This is a genomic window from Metapseudomonas resinovorans (assembly GCF_002003485.1).
Classification (GTDB): Bacteria; Pseudomonadota; Gammaproteobacteria; order Pseudomonadales; family Pseudomonadaceae; genus Metapseudomonas; species Metapseudomonas resinovorans_D.
On the sequence record NZ_BDMA01000034.1, the window covers coordinates 39,007 to 60,466 of the forward strand.

General features: G+C 65.7%; 19 protein-coding genes. 8 read left to right on the plus strand and 11 right to left on the minus strand.

All coding sequences use genetic code 11. From position 1 onward, the window contains the following. Positions 1-29 precede the first annotated feature (29 nt). The 3 genes from MnOB_RS10230 (at position 30) to MnOB_RS10240 (ending at position 2,996) form a co-directional block, all read left to right on the plus strand. The gene (locus tag MnOB_RS10230) at positions 30-608 is read left to right on the plus strand and encodes a lysophospholipid acyltransferase family protein (protein WP_077524113.1); all 579 of its coding nucleotides are present in this window, start codon (positions 30-32) and stop codon (positions 606-608) included. A 72-nt stretch (positions 609-680) separates the two neighbouring features. Then, positions 681-1,019: a multidrug transporter gene (locus MnOB_RS10235; protein ID WP_077524114.1), complete on the plus strand. Its 339-nt coding sequence runs from the start codon at positions 681-683 to the stop codon at positions 1,017-1,019. A 129-nt stretch (positions 1,020-1,148) separates the two neighbouring features. Next, positions 1,149-2,996, plus strand: coding sequence for a Na/Pi cotransporter family protein (locus MnOB_RS10240; RefSeq protein ID WP_077524115.1), 1,848 nt, complete (start codon positions 1,149-1,151; stop codon positions 2,994-2,996). A 147-nt stretch (positions 2,997-3,143) separates the two neighbouring features. Here the strand turns inward: MnOB_RS10240 and ggt are convergent, their stop codons facing one another. The 7 genes from ggt to MnOB_RS10275 all read right to left on the minus strand — a co-directional run bounded on the left by ggt (position 3,144) and on the right by MnOB_RS10275 (position 9,955). Further along, positions 3,144-4,847: a gamma-glutamyltransferase gene (ggt, locus tag MnOB_RS10245; protein WP_077524116.1), complete on the minus strand. Its 1,704-nt coding sequence runs from the start codon at positions 4,845-4,847 to the stop codon at positions 3,144-3,146. 3 nt (positions 4,848-4,850) lie between these two features. Then, positions 4,851-5,102, minus strand: a complete 252-nt coding sequence (locus tag MnOB_RS10250) for a YfhL family 4Fe-4S dicluster ferredoxin (protein ID WP_028629061.1) — start codon at positions 5,100-5,102, stop codon at positions 4,851-4,853. Between the two features lie 106 nt (positions 5,103-5,208). Continuing rightward, positions 5,209-5,688: a pantetheine-phosphate adenylyltransferase gene (gene coaD, locus MnOB_RS10255; RefSeq protein WP_077524117.1), complete on the minus strand. Its 480-nt coding sequence runs from the start codon at positions 5,686-5,688 to the stop codon at positions 5,209-5,211. A 73-nt stretch (positions 5,689-5,761) separates the two neighbouring features. After that, entirely contained in the window at positions 5,762-6,148 is a 387-nt protein-coding gene (locus MnOB_RS10260) for a phosphopantetheine adenylyltransferase (protein ID WP_077524118.1), read from the minus strand. A 24-nt stretch (positions 6,149-6,172) separates the two neighbouring features. After that, a complete protein-coding gene (locus tag MnOB_RS10265) occupies positions 6,173-7,768 on the minus strand; it encodes a GMC family oxidoreductase (RefSeq protein WP_077524119.1) in 1,596 nt (531 codons plus the stop codon). Between the two features lie 182 nt (positions 7,769-7,950). Further along, positions 7,951-8,496 carry a twin-arginine translocation pathway signal protein gene (locus MnOB_RS10270; RefSeq protein WP_077524120.1) on the minus strand — a complete coding sequence of 182 codons (546 nt, stop codon included), beginning with the start codon at positions 8,494-8,496 and terminating at the stop codon, positions 7,951-7,953. A 28-nt stretch (positions 8,497-8,524) separates the two neighbouring features. Continuing rightward, positions 8,525-9,955, minus strand: coding sequence for a coniferyl aldehyde dehydrogenase (locus MnOB_RS10275; RefSeq protein WP_077524121.1), 1,431 nt, complete (start codon positions 9,953-9,955; stop codon positions 8,525-8,527). A 259-nt stretch (positions 9,956-10,214) separates the two neighbouring features. Between MnOB_RS10275 and MnOB_RS10280 the strand changes: the two genes are divergently transcribed. From MnOB_RS10280 to MnOB_RS10300, 5 genes are all read left to right on the plus strand, one after another. Beyond that, positions 10,215-10,880 carry a TetR/AcrR family transcriptional regulator gene (locus tag MnOB_RS10280; RefSeq protein WP_077524122.1) on the plus strand — a complete coding sequence of 222 codons (666 nt, stop codon included), beginning with the start codon at positions 10,215-10,217 and terminating at the stop codon, positions 10,878-10,880. An 83-nt stretch (positions 10,881-10,963) separates the two neighbouring features. Continuing rightward, a complete protein-coding gene (locus MnOB_RS10285; RefSeq protein WP_077524123.1) occupies positions 10,964-12,358 on the plus strand; it encodes a TackOD1 domain-containing metal-binding protein in 1,395 nt (464 codons plus the stop codon). Positions 12,359-12,360: 2 nt separating this feature from the next. Next, complete coding sequence (locus tag MnOB_RS10290; protein ID WP_077524124.1) at positions 12,361-13,689, plus strand: glycosyltransferase family 2 protein; 1,329 nt, start codon at positions 12,361-12,363, stop codon at positions 13,687-13,689. 4 nt (positions 13,690-13,693) lie between these two features. Next, positions 13,694-15,778, plus strand: a complete 2,085-nt coding sequence (locus MnOB_RS10295) for a hypothetical protein (RefSeq protein ID WP_077524125.1) — start codon at positions 13,694-13,696, stop codon at positions 15,776-15,778. Between the two features lie 8 nt (positions 15,779-15,786). Beyond that, positions 15,787-16,827, plus strand: a complete 1,041-nt coding sequence (locus tag MnOB_RS10300; protein ID WP_077524126.1) for an efflux RND transporter periplasmic adaptor subunit — start codon at positions 15,787-15,789, stop codon at positions 16,825-16,827. 10 nt (positions 16,828-16,837) lie between these two features. On the opposite strand, the gene MnOB_RS10305 is transcribed toward MnOB_RS10300, so the two are convergent. Genes MnOB_RS10305 through MnOB_RS10320 form a run of 4 tightly spaced genes read right to left on the minus strand, consistent with a single transcriptional unit; the run spans position 16,838 to position 21,324 of the window. Next, the gene (locus MnOB_RS10305; RefSeq protein WP_077524127.1) at positions 16,838-17,857 is read right to left on the minus strand and encodes a hydrolase; all 1,020 of its coding nucleotides are present in this window, start codon (positions 17,855-17,857) and stop codon (positions 16,838-16,840) included. A gap of 14 nt (positions 17,858-17,871) precedes the next feature. After that, positions 17,872-18,489, minus strand: coding sequence for a 16S rRNA (guanine(966)-N(2))-methyltransferase RsmD (gene rsmD / locus MnOB_RS10310; RefSeq protein ID WP_077524128.1), 618 nt, complete (start codon positions 18,487-18,489; stop codon positions 17,872-17,874). Next, positions 18,489-19,976, minus strand: a complete 1,488-nt coding sequence (locus MnOB_RS10315) for a M16 family metallopeptidase (protein WP_077524129.1) — start codon at positions 19,974-19,976, stop codon at positions 18,489-18,491. The genes rsmD and MnOB_RS10315 overlap by 1 nt, the downstream gene beginning before the upstream one ends. Continuing rightward, entirely contained in the window at positions 19,969-21,324 is a 1,356-nt protein-coding gene (locus MnOB_RS10320) for a M16 family metallopeptidase (protein WP_077524130.1), read from the minus strand. Before MnOB_RS10320 ends, MnOB_RS10315 begins: the two co-directional genes overlap by 8 nt. Between the last annotated feature and the right edge of the window lie 136 nt (positions 21,325-21,460).

Sequence of the window (21,460 nt, forward strand, 5' to 3'; positions counted from 1 at the left end):
ATTTCTAGAACAAGAAAGAAGTCTGTCCTATGTACGGTAACTACCTGCCCCCCAATCCCTTTGCCGAGGCGATCGGCCACGGCATGCTGCGCCTGATGGGCTGGCGTATCGAGGGACGCATGCCGCCCCTCGACAAGTTTGTGGTGATCGGCGCCCATCACACCTCCAACTGGGACTTCGTGATCTTCCTCGCGGTGAAGTTCGTCCTGCGCCTGAATGGCCACTGGTTCGCCAAGCACACGCTGTTCCGCCGGCCCTTCGGCGGTCTGTTGAAGCGCTGGGGCGGGGTGCCGATCCACCGCCACCTCAAGCTGAACATGGTGGATCAGGCAGTGGAGCAATTCCGCCAGAGCCGCGAGTTCATGCTGATCATCTCGCCCGAAGGCACCCGCAAGCGGGTGGAGCGCTGGAAGATGGGCTTCTACCACATCGCCCGTGGCGCTGACGTGCCGGTGGTGCCGGCGGCCCTGGATTACGTCAATCGCCGGGTGGTGATCGGCCAGCCGTTCTACACCACCGGTGACGAGCAGGCCGATCTGCTCCAATTGCTGGCCTTCTACCGTCCTTACGTGCCGAAAAAACCCGACTACGCTTTCAATGGCGATTGAAGGCCGTCACGCTGCCAATGTGCCATGCGCTGTTATAGTTTTTCGTACACCACTATCTGAAGGATCGCCCGTATGAACCTGCTCCGCACAACCGCTGCTGTCCTGGCGCTGACCACTGGCCTGCTGGCGCTGCCGGCTAATGCGGAAGTGGTACAGGAAAACGTCAGTGGCGACCCGATGTACACCGCCAACGCCCCCAGCGGTTACAGCATGGCCGGCGACATCCTGATCGCTCGCCCGCTGCTGATCGGCGCCACCGTGATCGGCGCAGGCCTGTTCATCATCAGCCTGCCGTTCTCCGCTCTGGGCGGTAATGTCGAGGATGCGGCCAATGCGCTGGTTGTCGAGCCGGGCAGAGAGGCCTTCGTGCGCTGCCTGGGCTGCACCATAAGCGGTTACCAGCGAGACTGATCCGTTCCTGCGGCTCCATCGCGACGGCCCCTCTTCGGGGCCGTCGGCGTTTTCGGGCTCCGTGCGGGTTGCCGATTGGCGGCCGCATCGGGTAATAGCTGGGCTCTGTCTGGTGAAGGAATACCGCCCGTGAAGCACTACTCCCGCATCGTCTTGCTCATCCTGGCCACCATCGGCTTGGCGTTGAGCTTCTGGTTCAGCTCCGGCTGGCTGGAACTCTGCGCTGGTCTCGCACTGTTCCTGTTCGGGATGCAGTGCCTGGAGGAGGGGCTACGCCAACTCGCTGGCGGCAAACTCGAGCAACTGCTGGCCAGCAGCACCTCCACCAACTTCAAGGGGTTGATGTTCGGCATCTGCGGCACCTTGCTGCTGCAATCCAGCACGCTGGTGTCGCTGCTCACCATCGCCTTCATCAGTGCCGGGCTGATCCAGCTCGCTGGCGGCATCGCCATCCTCTTTGGCGCCAACCTGGGGGCTACCAGCGGCATCTGGCTGCTGGCCCTGGCGGGGCAGAACCTCAGCCTGAGCCCGCTGGCGCTGCCGCTGCTGGTATTCGGCGTCCTCGGCGGTTTCCTTGGCGAAAAGAGCAAGGCGGCCGGACGCATCGTCCTCGGCATTGCCTTCATCTTCCTCGGCATCGACCAGATCAAGGACGGTTTCGCCAGTTTCGGCGACGGCCTCGACTTCACCGCTTACCAGGCGGACGGGCTGATGGGCAGCCTGCTATTCGCCCTGGTGGGGCTGCTGGTGACCGTGGTGCTGCAATCCAGCCACGCGACCCTGATGCTGACGTTGGCGGCCCTGGCAGGCGGTCAGCTGGACCTCGCCCAGGGGTTTGCCATCGCCATCGGCTCCAACGTCGGCAGCAGCGTCACCACGGCCTTCGTGGGCTCCCTCGGCGGCAACCGCAGTGGGCAGCGGCTGGCGCTGGCCCATGTGTTGTTCAACGTGGTCACCTGCAGCCTGGCTTTCATCCTGCTGGGGCCATTGAGCTGGCTGGTTGATCGGATCGCCGGTCTCACCGGACTGGGCGACAACGAGCTGATCCAGCTGGCCATGTTCCATAGCCTGATCAACGCCATGGGGGTGCTGTTGTTCTGGCCACTTCAGGAACGTCTTGCGCACTGGCTGGTGCGCTGGTTGCCGGAGCGCGAAGAGCCCCAGGTGCTGATCACCGAATTGGCTGCCGGGCCGGAGGAGCTGTTGCGCACACGGGCGCGCTACCTCAACGAACGCGCGCTGGACTCGGTGGATGCCGCCGCCAGCGCCGTGGTGCGCGAGCTGCGCCATCTCGGGCGCTTGAGCATGGAAGTGATCTGTCACGCGCTCTATCTGCCGGTGGATCAGCTGGCCAAGGCGCAAGGCGACGAGCGCCTGCTGCAGGCTCGGCCGGAGCGCCATCATCTGGATGCGGAAGCGCTCTACCAGCGGCATATCAAGGGTGTGTACGGCGATCTGCTGAGCTTCATGGGTCGACTCGATCTGCCTCTGGACGAGGCACACCAGCAGTTCTGGGTCAGTTGCCAACTGGCTGCGCTGCAACTGGTGGATGCAGTGAAGGATGCCAAGCACCTGCAGAAGAACCTCGGCCGCTATCTGGACCAGGAGCCGTCGCCCCTTCGAGATGCCTACGTGGACCTGCGTCGCCACCTGCTGGCGATGCTCCATGAGCTGCGCGAGCTGGGCCGTTCCGACCTGCCGGAGCAGGCCTGGAACGAGCGCCTGGCCTGGCTGGACGGAAAGGCCGCGGCCTTCGATGGCAGCTTCCGTACCCGGCTGTTCAATTCGGTGCGCAGTGGCGAGCTGGATGGCCTGATGACCAGTTCCCTGATGAACGATCTGGGTTATGCCAGCCGGATTTTCCAGAGCCTTCGCAACGTGATGATGCTGGGTGAAGGTCAGTTGCTGTTCCGCGAGCTGCGGCGGCTGGAGCAGGAAGACGAGGCGTTGATCGTGCTGGAAGGAGAGCGGCCGTAGGGTGCGCTGCGCGCACCGCAGCACCGTGCGATGTCTGGAGGCGGAGCACTCGTAGGTTGGTGCGGACGGCGTTCCGTCAGAGCGTAGCGAAGCCCAACGATGCGAGGCCTCGGCGTTGCGTGTTGGGCCTCGCAGGCTCGGACCAACCTACTTCAGCTTTTCGATGTCGAGGATTTCGGAGAGGCCGAGGCCGCGTGGATCGCTGGCGGCTTCGAGGCTGCGCTTGGCCTTGTTCCAGAACAGCACTTGCTGGTTGCCGTAGTTGCGTTCCAGCGCCTTGAGGCTGTAGCCACGGGCGCGCAGTTCGGCGGTTTCGCTGCTGCTGAAGGCGCCCGGCTCGTGCTCGATCTGGTCCGGCAGGTACTGGTGGTGATAGCGCGCCACCGCTGGCCAGCGGTTCACCGGTTGACCGTCCAGGTACTCCAGCACCGACAACAGCACCATGCTGGGAATCCGGCTGCCGCCCGGGGTACCGAAGGCGGCGAACTCTCCTTCGCTCTCGATGAAGGTCGGGCTCATGGACGACAGCGGGCGTTTGCCGGAGCCCACCGCATTGGCCTGGCTGGCGGCAAGGCCGTAAGCGTTGGCGCCTTCGGGGTTCGCCGCGAAATCGTCCATCTCGTCATTCAGGAGAATGCCGGTGCCGGGCACGGTGAACGCAGCGCCGAAGGGCAGGTTGATGGACAGCGTGGCGGCGACCGCGTTGCCGTCCTTGTCGATGACCGCGAAGTGCGTCGTGTGGTCGCCTTCGCGCCAGGGCGGTGAAGGCGGCAGGCTGCTGCTCGGAGTGGCGCGGCGGGCATCGATACCCTTGGCGAGGTCTTTCAGGTAGGCCGCATCGAGCAGCCGGGCCTGGGGAATGGCGACGAAATCCGGGTCGCCGAGCAGGCCGCGGTCGCGATAGGCGCGGCGCAGGACTTCCACCACGTAGTGGGTGCGCTGCACGCGGTCTGCCTTGCGCCAGGGCAGTTCCTGCAGCATGGCCAGGCTCTGGGCCAGGGCGATGCCGCCGGCCGAGGGCGGCGGAGCGCCAATCAGCTCACGACCATCGGCAAGGCGGAAGCGGATCGGCTGGCGTTCGACGGTTTTGTATTCGACCAGGTCGCGCAGGCTCCAGATGCCGCCGGCGGCGTTCACGCCCTGCACCAGCCTTTCGGCGGTGAGGCCGCTATAGAACCCGGCCTTGCCGTAACGGGCGATGCGTTCGAGGGTGTTGCCCAGTTCCGGCTGGCGCAGCAGGCTGAACTCTTCCGGGATTTCACCCTTGTGGTCGAGGAACAGGCGCGCCGTTTCCGGGTCGTCGCGCATGGACGACAGTCGCCAGGAGGCGCGCTCGCGGTAGATCCGGTCCACCGAGATGCCGTCGCGGGCCAGGCGGATGGCCGGTGTCAGGCTGTCGGCCAGGGGTAGGCGGCCATAGCGGCCAGCGAGGTCCGCCAGGGCGGCAGGCAGGCCGGGAATGGCAGCAGCCAGCGGGCCGTCAAGGGACAGGGCCGGGTCGACCTTGCCGTCGCGGACATACAGGCGTGCATTGGCGGCCAGCGGTGCGCGTTCGCGGGCATCGAGGAAGTGGTAGGTGGGCTTGTCGCCGCCCTTGCGGAGCAGGAAGAAACCGCCGCCGCCAAGGCCGGAGCCGTAGGGCTCGGCGACTGCCAGCGCGGCGCTGATGGCGACTGCGGCATCGAAGGCGTTACCGCCCTGCGCCAGGGTTTCCAGGCCGGCCACTGTGGCAGACGGATGGGGTGTGGCGACTGCCGCGCGGCCCGGCTCGGCGGCCTGGGAAACGCTCGCGAGCAGGAGCAGCGACGCCAGCAGCGCGCCACGATAGGCGCCGCGTACCGGGCGGCCCATGGATCAGGCCTTGCCGGTGAGCTTCAGGTACTTCTGCATCAGCTCATCCTTGCTTTCGACATGGGTTTCGTCGAGCGGAATGCAGTCGACGGGGCAGACCTGCTGGCACTGGGGTTCGTCGTAGTGGCCGACGCATTCGGTGCACAGGTTGGGGTCGATCACGTAGATCTCTTCGCCCTGGGAGATCGCGCCGTTCGGGCACTCGGGTTCGCAGACGTCGCAATTGATGCAGTCGTCGGTGATCTTGAGGGACATGGGAACAACTCCTGCCGTCGCCAGGCAGCGGCGGCCTTTAACAGAAATAGCGGAATTGTGCCGGATTGCCGCGATCGGCGCACGTGCCGATCGCGGCGGGGCTGCGTCAGCGCTTGAAGCGTTGAGCCAGGGCCTCGGCCACCGCGGGATGGACGAACTTGCTGATATCGCCGCCCAGGGCCGCTATTTCACGCACGAGAGTGGAGGAGATGAAGGAATACCGTTCCGACGGAGTGAGGAACATGCTCTCCACATCCGGTGCCAGCTGGCGGTTCATGTTGGCCAGTTGGAATTCGTACTCGAAGTCGGACACGGCACGCAGACCACGCAGGAACACATTGGCGTTCTGCTCCTTGACGAAGTGCGCCAGCAGGGTGGAGAAGCCCACCACTTCGACGTTCGGCAGGTGTTTGGTGACTTCGCGCGCCAGCTCCACACGCTGCTCCAGGCTGAACAGCGGATTCTTCTTCGGGCTCGCGGCTACGGCGATGATCACGGTATCGAACAGGCGCGAGGCGCGTTCGATCAGATCGCCGTGACCCTTGGTGATAGGGTCGAAAGTGCCCGGATACAACACTCGGTTCATCGCGACGTCCTGGCAGGGGACCGAAAGGGAATCGGATGGTAGCGCAGCGAATCCCTGCGGCCAAGAAGTGCGCTCATCCGCTCGCCGCCGGCCGGCGCAGCAGCCAGAGCACGATGGCCAGCACCAGACAGACCAGTGCTACCCAGTCGGCGATCACCACCTTGTGCAGCGCGGCGTTGTAGCCCGGCGTGAGCCAGGCCAGCAGCAGGAAAGACAGTACGCTAATCATCCCGCCCAGCATGGCGGCCGGCTGCAGCGCCGGACGAAAGGCAGCCCAGACCAGCAGCGCGCCCAGCAGGCCGAACAGCACCGCACGGTGGCGCATCAGGATCAGCAGGTTGGGCTCGCTGAATGGCACGCCGTAGAGCGCTGCGAGTCGTTCAGCTCCGAGCAGGCCGCTGATCGGCAGCAGGTGAATGATGCCGGCGACGATCAGCAGGGCGGAGAGGAGCTTGTCCATGGGGCTTGTCCTCGCGGGGAGCCGCTACACCTTGCCCAGCCGCTCGGCCAGGTCACTGGCCAGCTTAGCCGTCAGGCCATAGACCGACAGCTGCGGGTTGGCGCCGATGCTGGTGGGGAACAGCGAGCCGTCGTGGATCGACAGGTTGGCCAACTGATGGTGCCGGCCCAGGCTGTCGGTCACTGCCTGCTTCGGGTCCTCGCCCATGGCGCAACCGCCCATCACGTGGGCGCTGCCCAGACGGGCGCGGTAGAGCTCCAGCGGCAAGCTGTCGATCAGGGCGCGGGCTTCGTCCAGGGTTTTTACGTAGTCGGCGTTGTTGTGCATGGGGAGGACGGCGCGGGCGCCCGCGGCGAACTGGATCTCGGCCATGACGTGGTACGCCCGACGAATGCCGTCCCAGGTGTAGTCGGTCATGCGGTAGTCGAGCACCGGGCTGCCGTCGCCGCGCAGCTCCACCGAGCCCTCGGCGCTGTCCGGGTGGAAGCCGTCGCGCATCAGGGCCAGCATCACGTTGGTGTGCGGCAGCTGTTCCATACGCAGCGCATTGTCGACGCCGAAACGGCCCAGGAGGGTGCTGGTGAGCGCCGGTTGCAATGGCGGCACTTCGAGCTTGTAGGACATGCGTCCGGTGGCGCCGTCATCCCACTGGAAATGGTCGGAGTAGATCGACTGCGGCGCGCCGTAGAAGGGGTTGATCACGCGGTCGAACTGCGCTGCGGAGAAGTTCACCACATGCAGGAAGGTGCGCTTGCCAGTGCGGCCGTGCGGGTCCGGTGCATCGGAACGCAGGAGCAGGCCGGGGGTGTTGATGCCGCCGCCGGACAGCACGTAATGGCGCGCCTTGACGGTGATCTTGCGGCCTGTGGGTGCCACACAGCGCTCGTCCAGACCGAGGCATTCGATGCCGGTGACCTTGTCGCCCTCGATCAGCAGCTTTTCGGCACGGGCCAGATAGAGCAGCTCGCCGCCCTTTTCCAGGGTGGCGGGAATGGTGGTGACCAGCATCGACTGCTTGGCGTTGGTCGGGCAGCCCAAGCCGCAGTAACCGAGGTTCCAGCAGCCGCGTACGTTGCGCGGAATTACCTTCCAGTGCAGCCCGAGCTTTTCGCAGCCAAGGCGGATCACATCGTTGTTCGGGTTGGGCGGAATCGCCCACGGCGCGACGCCCAGGCGCTGTTCCATCTTCTCGAACCAGGGCGCCATCTCGGCCACGGAGAGCCCCTTCACGCCGTGCTCGCTGGCCCAGTGCTGCAGCGTCAGGTCAGGGGTGCGGAAGCTGGACGTCCAGTTCACCAATGTGGTGCCGCCCACGGCACGGCCTTGGAGGATGGTGATGGCGCCATCCTTGGTCATGCGGCCGATGCCTTCCTGGTAGAGGCTTGGGTAGGCCTCGGCCTCCTGCATCTTGAAGTCGGAACTGGTCTTGAGTGGGCCTTCTTCGATCAGCAACACCTTGAAACCTGCAGCACTGAGGATTTCCGCGGTGGTGCCACCGCCGGCGCCGCTGCCGACGATCGCTACGTCGGCTTCCAGGGTCAGGTCGTGCTCCAGTCGCGAGCCGTTGTGGGTTTTCCAGCCGCGGGCGAGGCCTTCGGCGAACAGATCGGGTACAGGCATGTCAGGGTCTCGAGCAGTTCTTGTCGTTATGGCGATGGATCAGAACCTGTTTACGATCTGCTGCGCGTCGGCCCTGCGGCGTTAAAAACAGGCTCGGAATGCTCATTTACAGCTCGTAAACTCCGCTTCCTCGCCTGTTTTTGCCTTGCATGGCTCTAGCTCGCGAAATCGTAAACAGGTTCTCAGATCAGCGGCGGGCCGGGATAACCGCAGTGGGCCCAGGATTCCGGTCGGCCGTACCAAGCCATCATCACCAGTTGCAGCAGGGACGCGTGGCCCATCTTCAATAGGCCGATGGAGCTGTTTTCCCAGCGCGTGAGGAAATTGCGGACGTCCTGGGCGCTGGCCTTCTCCCAGCTGCCCCAGACGCCCGTCAGTGGGCCACGGGTGACTGGCAGGGCGAGCACGTCGAACAGCTGCAGGGTCAGCTTGAGCATTTCCGGCGATAGGCGGTGCAGGGCGTAATCCAGGCTTTGCAGGGTGCCAGTCACCGCCGCCGGCAGTTGTTCGACGGATACGGCACCGTCCACCATCACGGGCACCAGCGCGCGCAGGAATGGCAGGTCGGAGTCACGCAGCACGGCAAAACCGCCGGCGGGTACGCTGGCCGAGCAGCCGGTGAGGCTGGCGGTCACGCCGGCGGTGGCGAGAAAGGCCGAGCCGAACAGGCCGACCTTGAGCAGGTTGCGCCGGGAGAGCCCCGGCGCGTCGAGGGTGGTTTCGCTCATTCTTGTTATCTGCCTGCGAAGGCCCGGTTCAGCGGACGAAAAGTTTGAAGACCAGCTTCTGGATGGCCTTGCCGTAGGGCGGGTAGATCAGCTTCGCGGCATTGAAGCGCTGCTTGATGAACACCGCCTTGGCCTTGCTGAAGGTGAGGAAACCTTCGTGGCCGTGATAGTGGCCCATGCCGGAGGGGCCGATGCCGCCGAAGGGCATGTCGTCCTGGGCCACGTGGAGCAACGTGTCGTTCAGGCACACGCCGCCGGAGTGGGTTTCGTGCAGCACGCGCTGCTGTTCGGCCTTGCCGTAGCCGAAGTAGTAGAGGGCCAGCGGGCGCGGACGATCATTGATGTAGGCGAAGGCATCGTCGATGGCGCGATAGGGGACGATGGGCAGCAGCGGACCGAAGATCTCCTCCTGCATCAGCTTCATGTCGTCGGTCGCGCCCAGCACGACGGTGTGCGGCAGGCGACGGCCCTGGGCTTCGGGGAATAGCGGGACCAGGCGCGCGCCCTTGGCTTCGGCGTCGGTCAGGTAGCTCCTGAGGCGGCCCAGTTGGCGGTCATTGATGATGGCCGTGTAGTCGGGGTTGTCGGTCAACTGCGGGTAGAAGCCCTTCACAGCCTGGCGATAGGCCTCGACGAAGCCGTCGACGCGATCTTCCGGCACCAGGACGTAGTCCGGGGCCACGCAGGTCTGACCGGCGTTCATGGTCTTGCCGAAGGCGATGCGTTCGGCGGCGTCGGCCAGGGGCACGTCGGCGGAAACAATGGCCGGGGACTTGCCGCCCAGTTCGAGGGTTACCGGGGTCAGGTTCTCGGCGGCGGCGCGCATCACGTGCTTGCCGATGCTGGTTGCGCCGGTGAACAGCAGGTGGTCGAAGGGCTGGCGGGAGAACGCCACGCCGACTTCGGCCTCGCCCTGGACCACGGCGACCAAGTCTTCGGGGAAGACGCGCGCCAGCAGTTCCTGGAGCAATTGGGCGGTGGCCGGGGTGGATTCACTCATCTTGATCATCACGCGGTTGCCCGCCGCCAACGCGCCCACCAGCGGCCCGATGGCCAGGAACAGGGGGTAGTTCCACGGCACGATGACGCCGACGACACCCAGCGGCTGGTAGACCACCTTGGCCGAGGCCGGTTGGAAAGCCATACCGACGCTACGGCGGGAGGGCTTCATCCATTTGCGGATGCGCTTGCTGGAGTAGTGGATGCCTTGAAGGCTGGGCATGATCTCCGCGAGCAGCGTCTCATCCGCCGCGCGATTGCTGAAATCCTGGGAAATAGCTGCGATCAGGGCGTCCTGCTCGGTGAACAGGAGGTCGCGCAGCGACTTCAGCCATTGGATGCGCTGTTCGGCGCTGGGCATGGGGTTGGCGCGAAAGGCTTCACGCTGGCGCTGGAAAAGCGATTCCAGCTGGCTGATCTGCTGCTGGGTCTGTTGCAGGTAAGCGATGTCGGCGACCATGGCGCTGCTCCTCGGCGGCTCCGGACGAGCCACTCGCATCCGCTGTACGGACACAGTAAGGCTCTATTCTTGTGATGTCGCTGGATTTTTAGAGCAATTGCTCTAGTCTGTCAAATCAGCTTGCCCTGTGCGCCGCCCGCCGGCAGCCCATCGAAAAGCTGGGCGTGCCCCGTCCCGGTAACACCGGGTGTTTCCCAAGCGTCTTGCGGTGTACCTTTAGCGCTCGCCGCGTTCCATCGATTGCAGGAATTTCCACCTGATGTCCCCAAGACCCAAGACCCGCGACCGAATCGTTCTGGAGAGCCTCGGGCTGTTCAACACCCAGGGCGAGCGCAACGTCACCACCAACCACATTGCCGCTCACCTGGGCATGTCACCGGGCAACCTCTATTACCACTTCCGCAACAAGCAGGAGATCATCGCCGAGCTGTTCGGACTCTATGAGGCGCGGGTAGACAGCTTCCTGCGCCTGCCGGAAGGTCGCCCGGTGACGGTGGAGGACAAGACCTTCTACCTGGAGTCGTTGCTGGCGGCCATGTGGGATTTCCGCTTCCTGCACCGCGACCTGGAACACCTGCTGGAGTCGGATGCCGAGCTTGCCTCGCGCTATCGCCTGTTCGCCCAGCGCTGCCTGGATCATGCCCAGGGCATCTACCGCGGCTTCGTCGGCGCCGGCATCCTGCTGATGAGTCCGGCCCAGGTCGAAGCACTCACCCTCAACAGCTGGATCATCGTCACCTCCTGGGTGCGCTTCCTCTGCACCACCCGTGGCGATGCCGGCGATCTCAGTCAGGAACTGCTCCGTCGGGGGATCTATCAGGTGCTGGCGCTGGAAGGCGGCTACCTGGCGCCGGAGGCGCAGCCTGCGGTCAAGGCGCTCTACGAGAAGCTGTATGTGCCGCTGGAGCAGGTGGTACCGAGCTGATCGAGAAAGCATTGACGTGTGTTAAGGCGAAGTGGCGCGTCTATAGTGGGAAAATTGAGCCAAGGAATGCTTGAGTTTTATCCATGTCCAGAACCACACCCAGAATTGCGTTACTTGGCGCTGGTCCGCACCGATTCCTCGGCATTGAGCTGGAACGCTACAACGAGCTTGCGAGCCTGCAGGCCGATTCCGAAGCCGATGTGCTGTTGGTCGACCTGCCGGGCGCACAGGCGGGCCAGGCCTTGCGGAGCCTGCGCCTCGATCCCCGCTATCGCTTCAGTCTGATCTACTGCTGCCAGGACCAGGATCCCTGGTGCATTGCCCTGGGTGACGGCCCGCCGCCGGCCGACCCTGGTGCGATCACGCCCCTGTGGCGCCTCTGGCGTGAGCGTTTTGGCCTTTTCAATCGCGGAGCCGCCCCGGAACGCTTCGAGGAACGGGTGATGGCGTGGCTCTGGCTGCGCTCACGTGGTGGAGTCCTTGCAGTGCGTGATGCCAGCGTGCCCCAGCACTACCGCTATCCGCTGCTGGAAGCCCTGGGCAACGAAGAGACCATCAATCAATTCTCCTGGCTACAGCTGATGAGCCAGCAGGGCTGGCTGGAAGAGGGTGAGCTGCAGGACAGGCTGCGCTTCTGCACCAGCTGTGGATCGGGCCGCCTCAATTACGTGGATGTCTGCCCCGAGTGCCAAGCCCTGGACATCGGTCGCCAGCCTTCGTTGCATTGCTTCACCTGCGGGCACGTCGGCCCCCAGGAACACTTCCTCAAGGAAGGTGTGCTGCTCTGCCCGAACTGCCTGACCCGTCTTCGCCATATTGGCAGCGACTACGACCGTCCACTGGAGAACTACCGCTGCCGCAACTGCCAGGCCTTTTTCGTCGATGCCGCCGTGGATGCGCGCTGTCTGGACTGCGGCCAGTCCCACGCGCCCGACAAGCTGCGCGTGCGCGAGATACGCCACTTCCGCCTGGCCGAGGCCGGGCGCCTGAGGTGCCGGGAAGGCTTCGGCGCCGGGGTGATGAACATCGAGCGCTTCGGCAGCCTCAACTTGTTGCCACGCCAGACTTTCCTCGATCTGCTGAACTGGCAGCTGCAACTGACGCGACGGCACCGGGAGCCGGCCTTCTCTCTACTCGGTCTGCGTTTCGTCAACCTGTTGGAAACCCTCTCCCAACTCGGCGAGATGCGCGGCCACGCGCTGGTGGACGGGCTGGTGGAGCGCCTGCAGGAAGCCGTGCGGGAAACCGATCGTTGTTGCCGGCTGAGCGAGGAGGTGCTCTGGCTGCTGATGCCCCACACCGATGTCACCGGCATGGAGGTGGTGCGCAAGCGCCTGGTCAAGGGCGCGGAACGCCTGACCGCCGGACAGGCGACGCCCATCGAGGTGCGGTTGGCCGTCTTCACGGCTCCCGATGATCAGCAGGACCAGGAAGACGCTGCCCTGCTGTTGGCGCGTCTGGGCGGACAGTTGGGCTGAGCATGGAAGCCTTTGTCGAGCAGTGGCTACTGCTCCTCGGCGAGTTCGCCAGGAGCGATGGCATTCTGCAGGGTGCCTTCATGTTGCTGCCGGCTTTCCTGCTGCTGGAGCTGCCGCTCAACCTGCTGGTGCTGATCGGCGTCCTGCGCTGGTTCGTCCGCAAGCCATTCGAGTTGCCCCAGCAGAGCACCTATCGGCCGCGGGTGTCCTGCATCATCACCTGCTACAGCGAGGGTCGGGACGTCCAGACGACCCTGCGCAGCCTGTGCGAGCAGACCTACCCCGGCTACATCGAGATGATTCCGGTGGTGGACGGAGCGGCCGTGAACCAGCCCACCATGCAGGCCGTGCGGGACTTTCGTGTCGATCCGCAGCTCTATCCGCGACGCCTGTTGCGACCCATCGCCAAGTGGCAGCGCGGTGGCCGGGTTTCCTCCCTGAACGCGGGCCTGGCGCACTGCACCGGCGAAGTGGTGATGGCCCTGGATGGCGACACCTCCTTCGACAACGACATGGTCAGCCAGATGGTCCGTCATTTCGCCGACCCGGACGTCCCGGCCGTGGCAGGAAGCCTACGAGTGCGCAATGCCTGGGCTTCGCTCACCACCGCCATGCAGGCGCTGGAGTATCAGCTGTCGATCCACATGGCCAAGATCGGCCTCAGCGAATGGAACCTGGTGAATAACGTATCCGGCGCGTTCGGCGCGTTTCGCCGCAGTTTCCTCGACAAGATCGGCGGCTGGGACACCCACACCGCGGAAGACCTCGACATCACCCTGCGGATCAAGAACTACTTCGGCCGCAGGCCCCTGCGCATTCCGTTCGAGCCCGGCGCCATCGGCCATACCGATGCGCCCGTGACCTTCCTGCAGTTCCTCAAGCAGCGCCTGCGCTGGGACGGTGACCTGTACTTCCTCTACATCCGCAAGCACCGTCACAGCTTCAATCCGCGACTGCTGGGCTGGCCGAACTTTCTGATGACCCTGATCACCGGCTTCTTCTTCCAGCTGGTATTGCCTTTCATCATCGCCGGCTACTGCCTGGCCGGGCCCTTGGTACTGCCCTGGCCGCGCTTCCTGGCCCTGGCCGCCCTCATCTACCTGGTCTATCTGGGCATGACGCTTTTGCTCTATGTGGCCATGCTGGCCCTGGTGTCCGAGCGGCCGCGCCTGGACCTGCGATTGTTCCCTGTGGTCTTCGTCTTCCCGCTGTTCATGCTGGTCATGCGCATGTGGAGCGCGGTGGCCATGCTCAACGAGGCCCTGCGTCGCGGCCATGAGGAAACCAGCATGGCGCCCTGGTGGGTGCTGCGCAGGGCCAAGAGGTTCTGAGTTCATGATTCGCCCATTTCTTTTCTGCGCACTGCTGCTGGCCGCCGGCATGGTCCGGGCCGACGTGCTGCCGTTGGCCCAGGTGCTGGAGCGCGCCGAAGACGGGGCCGCGCTGCAGGCCAAGGCGGCCGAGTTGCGGGCGCTGGATGCACTCAAGGAACAGCGCGAAGCCGAGGCGGGCTGGCAGTGGTTCGGCTCCGGCAGTACCGGGCACTACCACGAACTGGTGACCGAAGACCTGCGTGACGATTATTACGGGCGAGACCTGGCCCTCGGCCTGCGCCACCCGCTGCTCGGCAGCCTGCGTCGACAAGTGCAGGCCGTATCGGCGGTGGAGCTTGAGCAGCAGCGGCAGCAGGCGCAGCGCCTGTTGCGTCTGGCGGAGCAACGGCTGGCCTTACGCAGCGCCTACGCCGACTGGTGGCGCGCCGAGCAGGAAGAGCGCTGGTGCAAGGGGCTGCTGCCCGCATCCCAGGCGGCTCGCGAACGCCTGGCCCGCCGTCAACAGGGAGGCTGGCTGCTGCCTTCGCAGGCGCGATTGCTGGACGGCCAATGGCAGGGTCTCCAGCAGCGTTGCCGGCAGAGCGCGCTCCTGGTGGAGGACACCCGCGCCAGCCTGGCCGGATTGGCAGGTATGGAGATCGGCCCTGGTCAACAGGCCGAAGCGGAATCGCTGTCAACGCAAGTGCTGCCGCTGTCCAATTGGCGCCAGGCCCTGGAGGGTCACCCGCGCCTGCAAGAGAGACAGGATGAACTGCGCCACGCCGAGCGGAATCGGCAATCGCCCTGGTACGAGAGCGTCGACTCAAGCTTCAGCGTTGCGCAGAGCTACGAGGCACGCAGCGGCGCCAGCAAGAGCGGCGACGGGCTGGTGGCCGCCCTCAGTCTGTCCGCGCCCTTCGACCTGATGAACTACGGCCGGGCCCGCAATCGAGAAGGTGAGGCGCGCCATCAAGCCGCCCTGGCGCAGCTGGAGGCCGAGCGCCAACAACTGCTCCAGTCCCTTGGGCAGACCCTGCAGGCCCAACGCCAGGCAGCGCTGGACCTGGATCGAGAGCGCGAGCAGTTGGCCGTTTCAGACCAGGCCCTGCGGGAGCAGCGGCTGCGCGCCGAGCGTTTGGTTTCCGAGAGCCCGGCCGAGGAACTGGCTGTGGAACTGGAGCGCTACAACAGCGGATTGCGCCTGATTGCCGCCTGGCACGCTGCCTGGCTGCGTGAAGCGGCCCTGCGCCTGTTCGTCGACGATGACCAGGCCCTGGCTGGCCTGCTGGGGCCGCAGCGTCTCGACTGGACGGCCCTGGGTGTGGTTGGGGCGGCGCCGAAGGGCGTCGGCTCGACGGGCTGGAGCCAGGGCGTTTACCTGTGGAAAAGCGCGGCATTGCTGAACCCTGCGACTCGTCACGCGGAACTGCGCGAACTGCGCCGCGCCGGCATGACGCGGCTGTACCTGGGGCTCGATGGTGGGCAGGTGGCCGACATCCCGGCCCTGCGCAAGCAACTGCAGGACACCCTTGATGAAGCCCACACCCAAGGCTTGCAGGTGGCCTTGCTGCTGGGGGATCCGGCCTGGCTGGAGCCCGCTGGGCGCCAGCGTTTGCTGGACCTGCTCGGTGGGCTCAAGGGGCTGACGTTCGATGCCCTGCACCTGGATCTTGAGGTGGAGCAACTCGGCTGGCCGGTGCCCGACCGCCGCTTGCAGGACTGGCTGGACACCTTGGGCGCCGTGTCCGCGGTCGTGTCCTGGCCGCTGGAGCTCTCCAGCCATCCCCGCTGGTTCGCCGAGCCAGTCGCCGGTGCGACCTGCGTACCCTGTGCCCTGCCGAAGCGCGGCGTGCAGCAGGTCGACCTGATGATCTACACCCGCAATCCCGCTCGAAGCGCCGAACTGGCGGAATCCATCGCCCGGCGCTGGCCGGCGCTACGCTTCCGTCTGGCCCAGAGTGTCGAGCCCCAGCTACCGGCTGAGGAATCCTGGGCTGGGGCATCGCGCACGCAGTTGCGGGAACAGCTCGAGCGTTGGCGCACGCGCCTGCAGCCCGCCGGTATCACCGGTGTCGACTGGCAGGATTGGACCCATTTTCCCCGTTGAGTCAGGCCATGAAGATTCGATTCTCCAGCCCCAAGGAACAGCAGCCCACCCAGGAGCAGGGGCTCAAGGTGCTCTACGCACCCGGTAAGCGCCTGGCCTTCAAGCTGCGCTGGTACCTGATCCTGCTCGCGGTGACCAGTCCGCTGTTGTTCCTGGTCGGGCGCGAGTTCCTCGGCCTTTGGCTGATCGAGGCGCCGGTGCAGCTGCACCTGCCGTCCACCGAGCTGCGGGCGCGGGAGGCTGGACAGGTGGAGCGCGTGCTGGCCAGGCCCGGCGACCGGATCGAGGCCGGCCAGTTGCTGGTGAAGATGGATAACCCCGAGTGGCGCGGTCGACTTGCCCTGCTCGGTGACTCCGCCGCCCAGACGCGACAGCCTGCCGGGAATCGGCCCTTGCCGGAGCAGGAGCGTCAGGCTCTGGAACGTCTTCTGGCCAGTGCGGAGGGGCGCTTGGGACGCCTGCGCGGGCTGCTCGCCGCCGGTGCCGCGACCCGGGGTGAGGTGCAGCAGGCCCAGGACGAGCGGGACAGGCGCCAGCGTGACCTGCTGCAATTCGAGCGGCGAGAGTCGCAACCGGTGGACGACACTCTGGAGCGTCAGCGCCGACTGGAAAGCGACTGGCTGCAAGCACGCTTGCATGGGCTGGAGCTGAAGGCCGGGGAGTCTGGGGTGATCAGCGAGGTGCTGGTGGATGAGGGCGAAAACGTCGGCCCCGGGACGCCGCTGATGCGCCTGCAGCGTCTGGGCGACGCCGAACTGTGGGTCTATCTCGACCCGCGGGATGCCGTCTATGCCTCTCCAGGCCAGCCTTTCCGGCTGCGCCTACCGGACGGCACCTGGCTGCCTGCCGAGGTGGTGCGCATGGTGGAGGACGCCGCTCCTGTGCCGGTGGAACTGCGCGAGGCATTCAGCGCCCCGAGCCGCAATCTGCGCCTGCTGGCGCGGGTAAAAGGGGAGTGGCCGGCGTTCTGGCGTGTAGACCGTTTGGGTCTGAAGGCACGCTTCCCCCATCGCTGGCGCTGGCTCGACAGCTGGGCCAGCGGTCGCTGAGCCCCAGTGTTCAGCGCTCCGTTGTCTGACTCGCAAGCCAGTCCGGAATCCGCCGCTCGAGGTAATAGGCGGGCTGCTGCGGCGATCCTTCGATGAACCCCACGTGGCCGCCCCGCGCATGCAGCTCCATGCGGGTCGAGGCCGAGAGTTCATGGGCCTCCGGCAGGCTGTGGCGAAAGACGAAGGGGTCGTCGGCAGACTGGATCAGCAGGGTGGGAATGCGGATGCCGCCCAGGTAGTAGCGGCTGGACGCGCGGCGATAGTAGTCGTGGGCATCGCTGAAACCGTGCAGTGGCGCGGTGATGCGGCCATCGAAGTCCCAGAAGGTACGCATGTTTTCCAGCGAGCCGAGGCGTTCCAGGGTCGACAGATGTTCGCCGTGACCCTGGTGGGCGAACAGCTGCTGTTTGTTCTTCACGTAAGCCACCATTTCGCGCATGAAATGCGCCTGGTAGACCCGTGAGAAGCCGAGCGCGATGCGGTCGGCACACTGGTCCAGGCGGTAGGGCACCGAGACCGCTACTGCGCCTTGCAAGCCGCAGTCGTCGCCGGTTTCTCCCAGGTACTTGAGCAGCACGTTGCCGCCTAGCGAATAACCCACCGCATAGAGCGGCGCGAGCGGGCGGCTGGCGCGCAGGTGCTGGACGGCGGTCGCCAGATCCTCGCTGACACCCGAGTGGTAGCCACGGGGCAGCAGGTTGGGTTCGCCCGAACAGCCACGCCAGTTGATGGCGACGCTGGCCCAACCGCGAGCGGCCAGCTCCTGCTGCAGGCCAAGCACGTACAGGGAGCTGGATGAGCCGGTCAGGCCGTGCAGGGCCAGCACCAGCGGTGCATCGGCTTCGTGGGGGCCATGCCAGTCCAGGTCGAGGAAATCACCATCGTCCAGCCACAAACGCTCCCGCTGCCGGGAAAGCCGAGGTGGCTTGCGACAGAAGGGTGACCACAGGGTCTGCAAATGTGGCCCCGGCAACCACCAGGCCGGCTGGAAGCCGGCGCGGGTGGTCACGGGCGAATGGAACTGGTTCATCGGTGTGCCGTCGATCAGGCGTCGGAGGTTTCCCCGGCCGAGCGTTGCCACAGGGCGTAGTACACCTGGCCGGCTTTCTTCTCGCGGTGCAGGCGCCAGTTACCCGGTAGACCGAGCGCGGAGGGCGCGTTCTCGCTTTCGGTATAGACCCAGGCGCGGGGGGCGAGCCAGCCGCGATTCTCCAGGAGGTCGCAAACGGGCTGCAGCAGGCCCTGGTTGAAGGGCGGATCGAGGAATACGACGTCGAAAGCGCTCGGGGACTGGGTGTCGAGGTAGCGCAGGGCGTCGCTTTGCAGTAGCTGGCCCCTGCCGCAGCGCAGCGTATCCAGATGGCCGCGCAAGGCGGCGACCGAGTCGGGGTTCAGGTCCAGCGCCAGAGCCTCGCTGGCACCACGGGACAGCGCTTCCAGATAGAGGGCGCCGCTACCGGCGAAGGGGTCCAGGACCCGCGCGCCTTCCATGTAGGGTGCAAGCCAGTTGAACAGCGTCTCGCGTACCCGGTCGGGGGTGGGGCGCAGGCTGGGACCGTTGGGGAAGGCGAAACGCCGCGAGCGCCATTCGCCGCCGATGATGCGGAGTTGGCCCTGGCCGCCGTGTTTCGGCGTGGCGGGTCTGGGGGTCGGCTTGCGCATCAGTGCTCCGGTACGCCGCTGGGCATTTCGGCGGGCTTGTCGGTGGGGGGCGGCAGGTCCTTCTGGGGAACGGTCGGGCCGGCGGTGACGATGACGAACTGGTCGGGGTTCAAGTGTTTGGCCATGGCGGCCTTCACCTGGGCAACGTCCAGCGCCTGGACCTTGGCCATGAAGTCTTCCAGGTAGGTCAGTGGCAGGTTGTAGAAGCCGATGGCACCCAGCTGGCCGACGATGTCGGCGTTGCTCGCGGTGGACAGCGGGAAGCTGCCCGCCAGCTCACGCTTGGCATCGTCCAGCTCCTTCTGGGTCGGACCGTCTGCCAGGTACTGGCGAACGATGTCCTGGATCAGCTTGAGGGTGCCCTGGCTCATCTCGGCGCGGGTCTGCAGGCCGATCATGAACGGGCCGCGTACCTGCATGGCGGTAAAGCCGGAGCTGACGCCGTAGGTCAGGCCACGCTTTTCGCGCACCTCTTCCATCAGCCGCGTGCCAAAACCGCCGCCGCCGAGGATCTGGTTGCCCAAGTAAAGCGCGGCGTAATCCGGATCATTCCGGTCGATGCCGAGCTGGGCCAGCATCAGGTGGGTCTGCTTCGACGGGAACTCGATGTGATTGATACCGGCCTTGGGCGCATCCGGCTCCGGCAGCTTGGCCAGGGCAGGGCCCTTCGGCAGTGCGCTGGATACCTGCTTGGCAATGGCTTCGGCTTCGGCTCGGGTGAGATTGCCAACGACGGCGATCACCACGTTGCCGGCGGCGTAAGCCTTCTGATGAAACTCGCGCATCTGGGCGACGGTGATGCCGGGTACGGACTTCTCGTCGCCTTCGCTGGGGTGCGCATACGGATGCTGGCCGTAGAGTTTCTCGAAGAGCTCCAGGCCGGCGAGCTTGCCGGGGTTCTGCTTCTGGTACTCGAAGCCAGCGAGCATCTGGTTCTTGATCCGCGCCAGGGAATCTTCAGGGAAGGTCGGCGCACCGATCACTTGGGTGAACAGTTCCAGAGCCGGCTCGCGCTGCTCGGGGGCGGTGAGGCTGCGCAGGCTGGCGATGGCCATGTCGCGGTAGGCGCCGTTACCGAACTCGGCACCCAGGCTCTCGAAGCCCTGGGCGATGGCGGTGACGTCCTTGCCTTTCACGCCCTCGTTGAGCATCGCGTTGGTCAGGGTCGCCAGGCCGGATGTGCCGCCGTCCTGGCTGCTTCCAGCGGCGAAGGTCAGGCGCAGGTCGAACATCGGCAGCTCGGGCGCGGCGACGTAGAGCACCTTGGCGCCTTCGGCGGTCGTCCAGCTCTGGATGTCCAGGCTACGGCGGCTGGGTGCCTTGCCGCCCAGCTCTGCCAGGGATTGCAGTCCCTCGGCCGGTGCCGGGGTGGCGGTTTCGGCGGTGGCGGTGGTGTCCGGGCGGTTGGCGACGAAGCCGAGTACGCCGAGCAGGACGATCAGGGCCAGGCCGAGCAGGCCGTAACGCAGGCCGTTTCGCTCACTCATTGCGGGCCTCCTCGGGAAGGATGTGGGCGACGCTCAGGCGGTCGCGGGTGAAGAAGGTCTTGGCGGCGGCCTGAATGTCGGCAGGCGTCACGGCTTCGAGGGCCGCGAGGTCCTGGTCCATCAGCTTCCAGGACAGGCCGACGGTTTCCAGCTGGCCAATGGTGGTGGCCTGGCTGGTGATGGAGTCGCGCTGGTAGACGAGGTCGGCAATGGCCTGGGCGCGTACGCGCTTGAGTTCGTCGGCGCTCGGCGGGGTGTTCTTCAGGTCTTCCAGCTGGCGCCAGATGCCGGCCTCGGTCTGCTCCAGGGTCTTGCCCTTCTGCACGTTGGGGGTGGCGCTGATGACGAACAGGCTGTCGCCACGGGGGAAGCCGTCGTACCAGGCCGAGGCGCCACTGACGAGCTCCTCGCCGCGTTCCAGCCGGCTGGACAGGCGTGCGCTATAGCCGCCGTCGAGCAGGGTGGAAATCAGGCGCAGGGCGTGGACCTGGCGGGCGTCCTTGGCGGTGGCGAGGCCCGGCACGTTGAAGCCCATGAGCAGGCTCGGCAGCTGGGTGCGCACGTGCAGGTTGAGGCGGCGCTCGCCGGGGGTGGCCAGCTCCAGCGGCTTCTTCGCGGGCGGCACGTCACGCTTGGGAATGTTGGCGAAATAGCGCTCGGCGAGGCCCTTGACCTCGTCCGGGGTGACGTCGCCGACCACCACCAGGGTGGCGTTGTTCGGCACGTACCAGGATTCGTACCAGTGACGCAGCTCCTGGACCTTCATGCGGTTGAGGTCGGCCATCCAGCCAATGGTGGGGATGTGGTAGCCGCTTGCCGGGTAGGCCATCGCCTTGAAGCGCTCGAAGGCCTTGGCGGTGGGCTTGTCGTCGGTGCGCAGGCGGCGTTCTTCCTTGATCACTTCGATCTCGCGGGTGAACTCTTCCGGCGGCAATTTGAGGCTGGCGAGGCGATCGGCTTCCAGCTCGAAGGCGACGCCCAGGCGGTCGCGGGCCAGCACCTGGTAATAGGCGGTGTAGTCGTCGCTGGTGAAGGCGTTCTCCTCGGCACCGAGCTCCCGCAGGATGCGCGAGGCTTCGCCGGGGCCGAGTTTGCGGCTGCCCTTGAACATCATGTGTTCGAGAGCGTGGGAGAGACCGGTCTGGCCGGGCGTTTCGTAGCTCGAGCCGACCTTGTACCAGAGCTGGGACACCACCACGGGGGCGCGATGGTCTTCACGGACGACGACCTTGAGGCCGTTGTCCAGGGTGAACTCGTGAGTTGGCTGATTGTCTGCGGCGATAGCCAAAACGGGCAGACAGAGAGCGCAATACAGCAAGCCGGCGGCTTGTCGGGCAATGGCTTTCATTGATGTTCTTGACCTGTCGGACGGCCCCGGCGGTCGTACCGCCTGCGGGCGAAGAGGTGCTAGGATACCCCATCCTTTCCCGGGGCGGCGAAGCTGGCCGGCATAGAGCCAGTACGGCCGCTCCCTTGAGATGCAA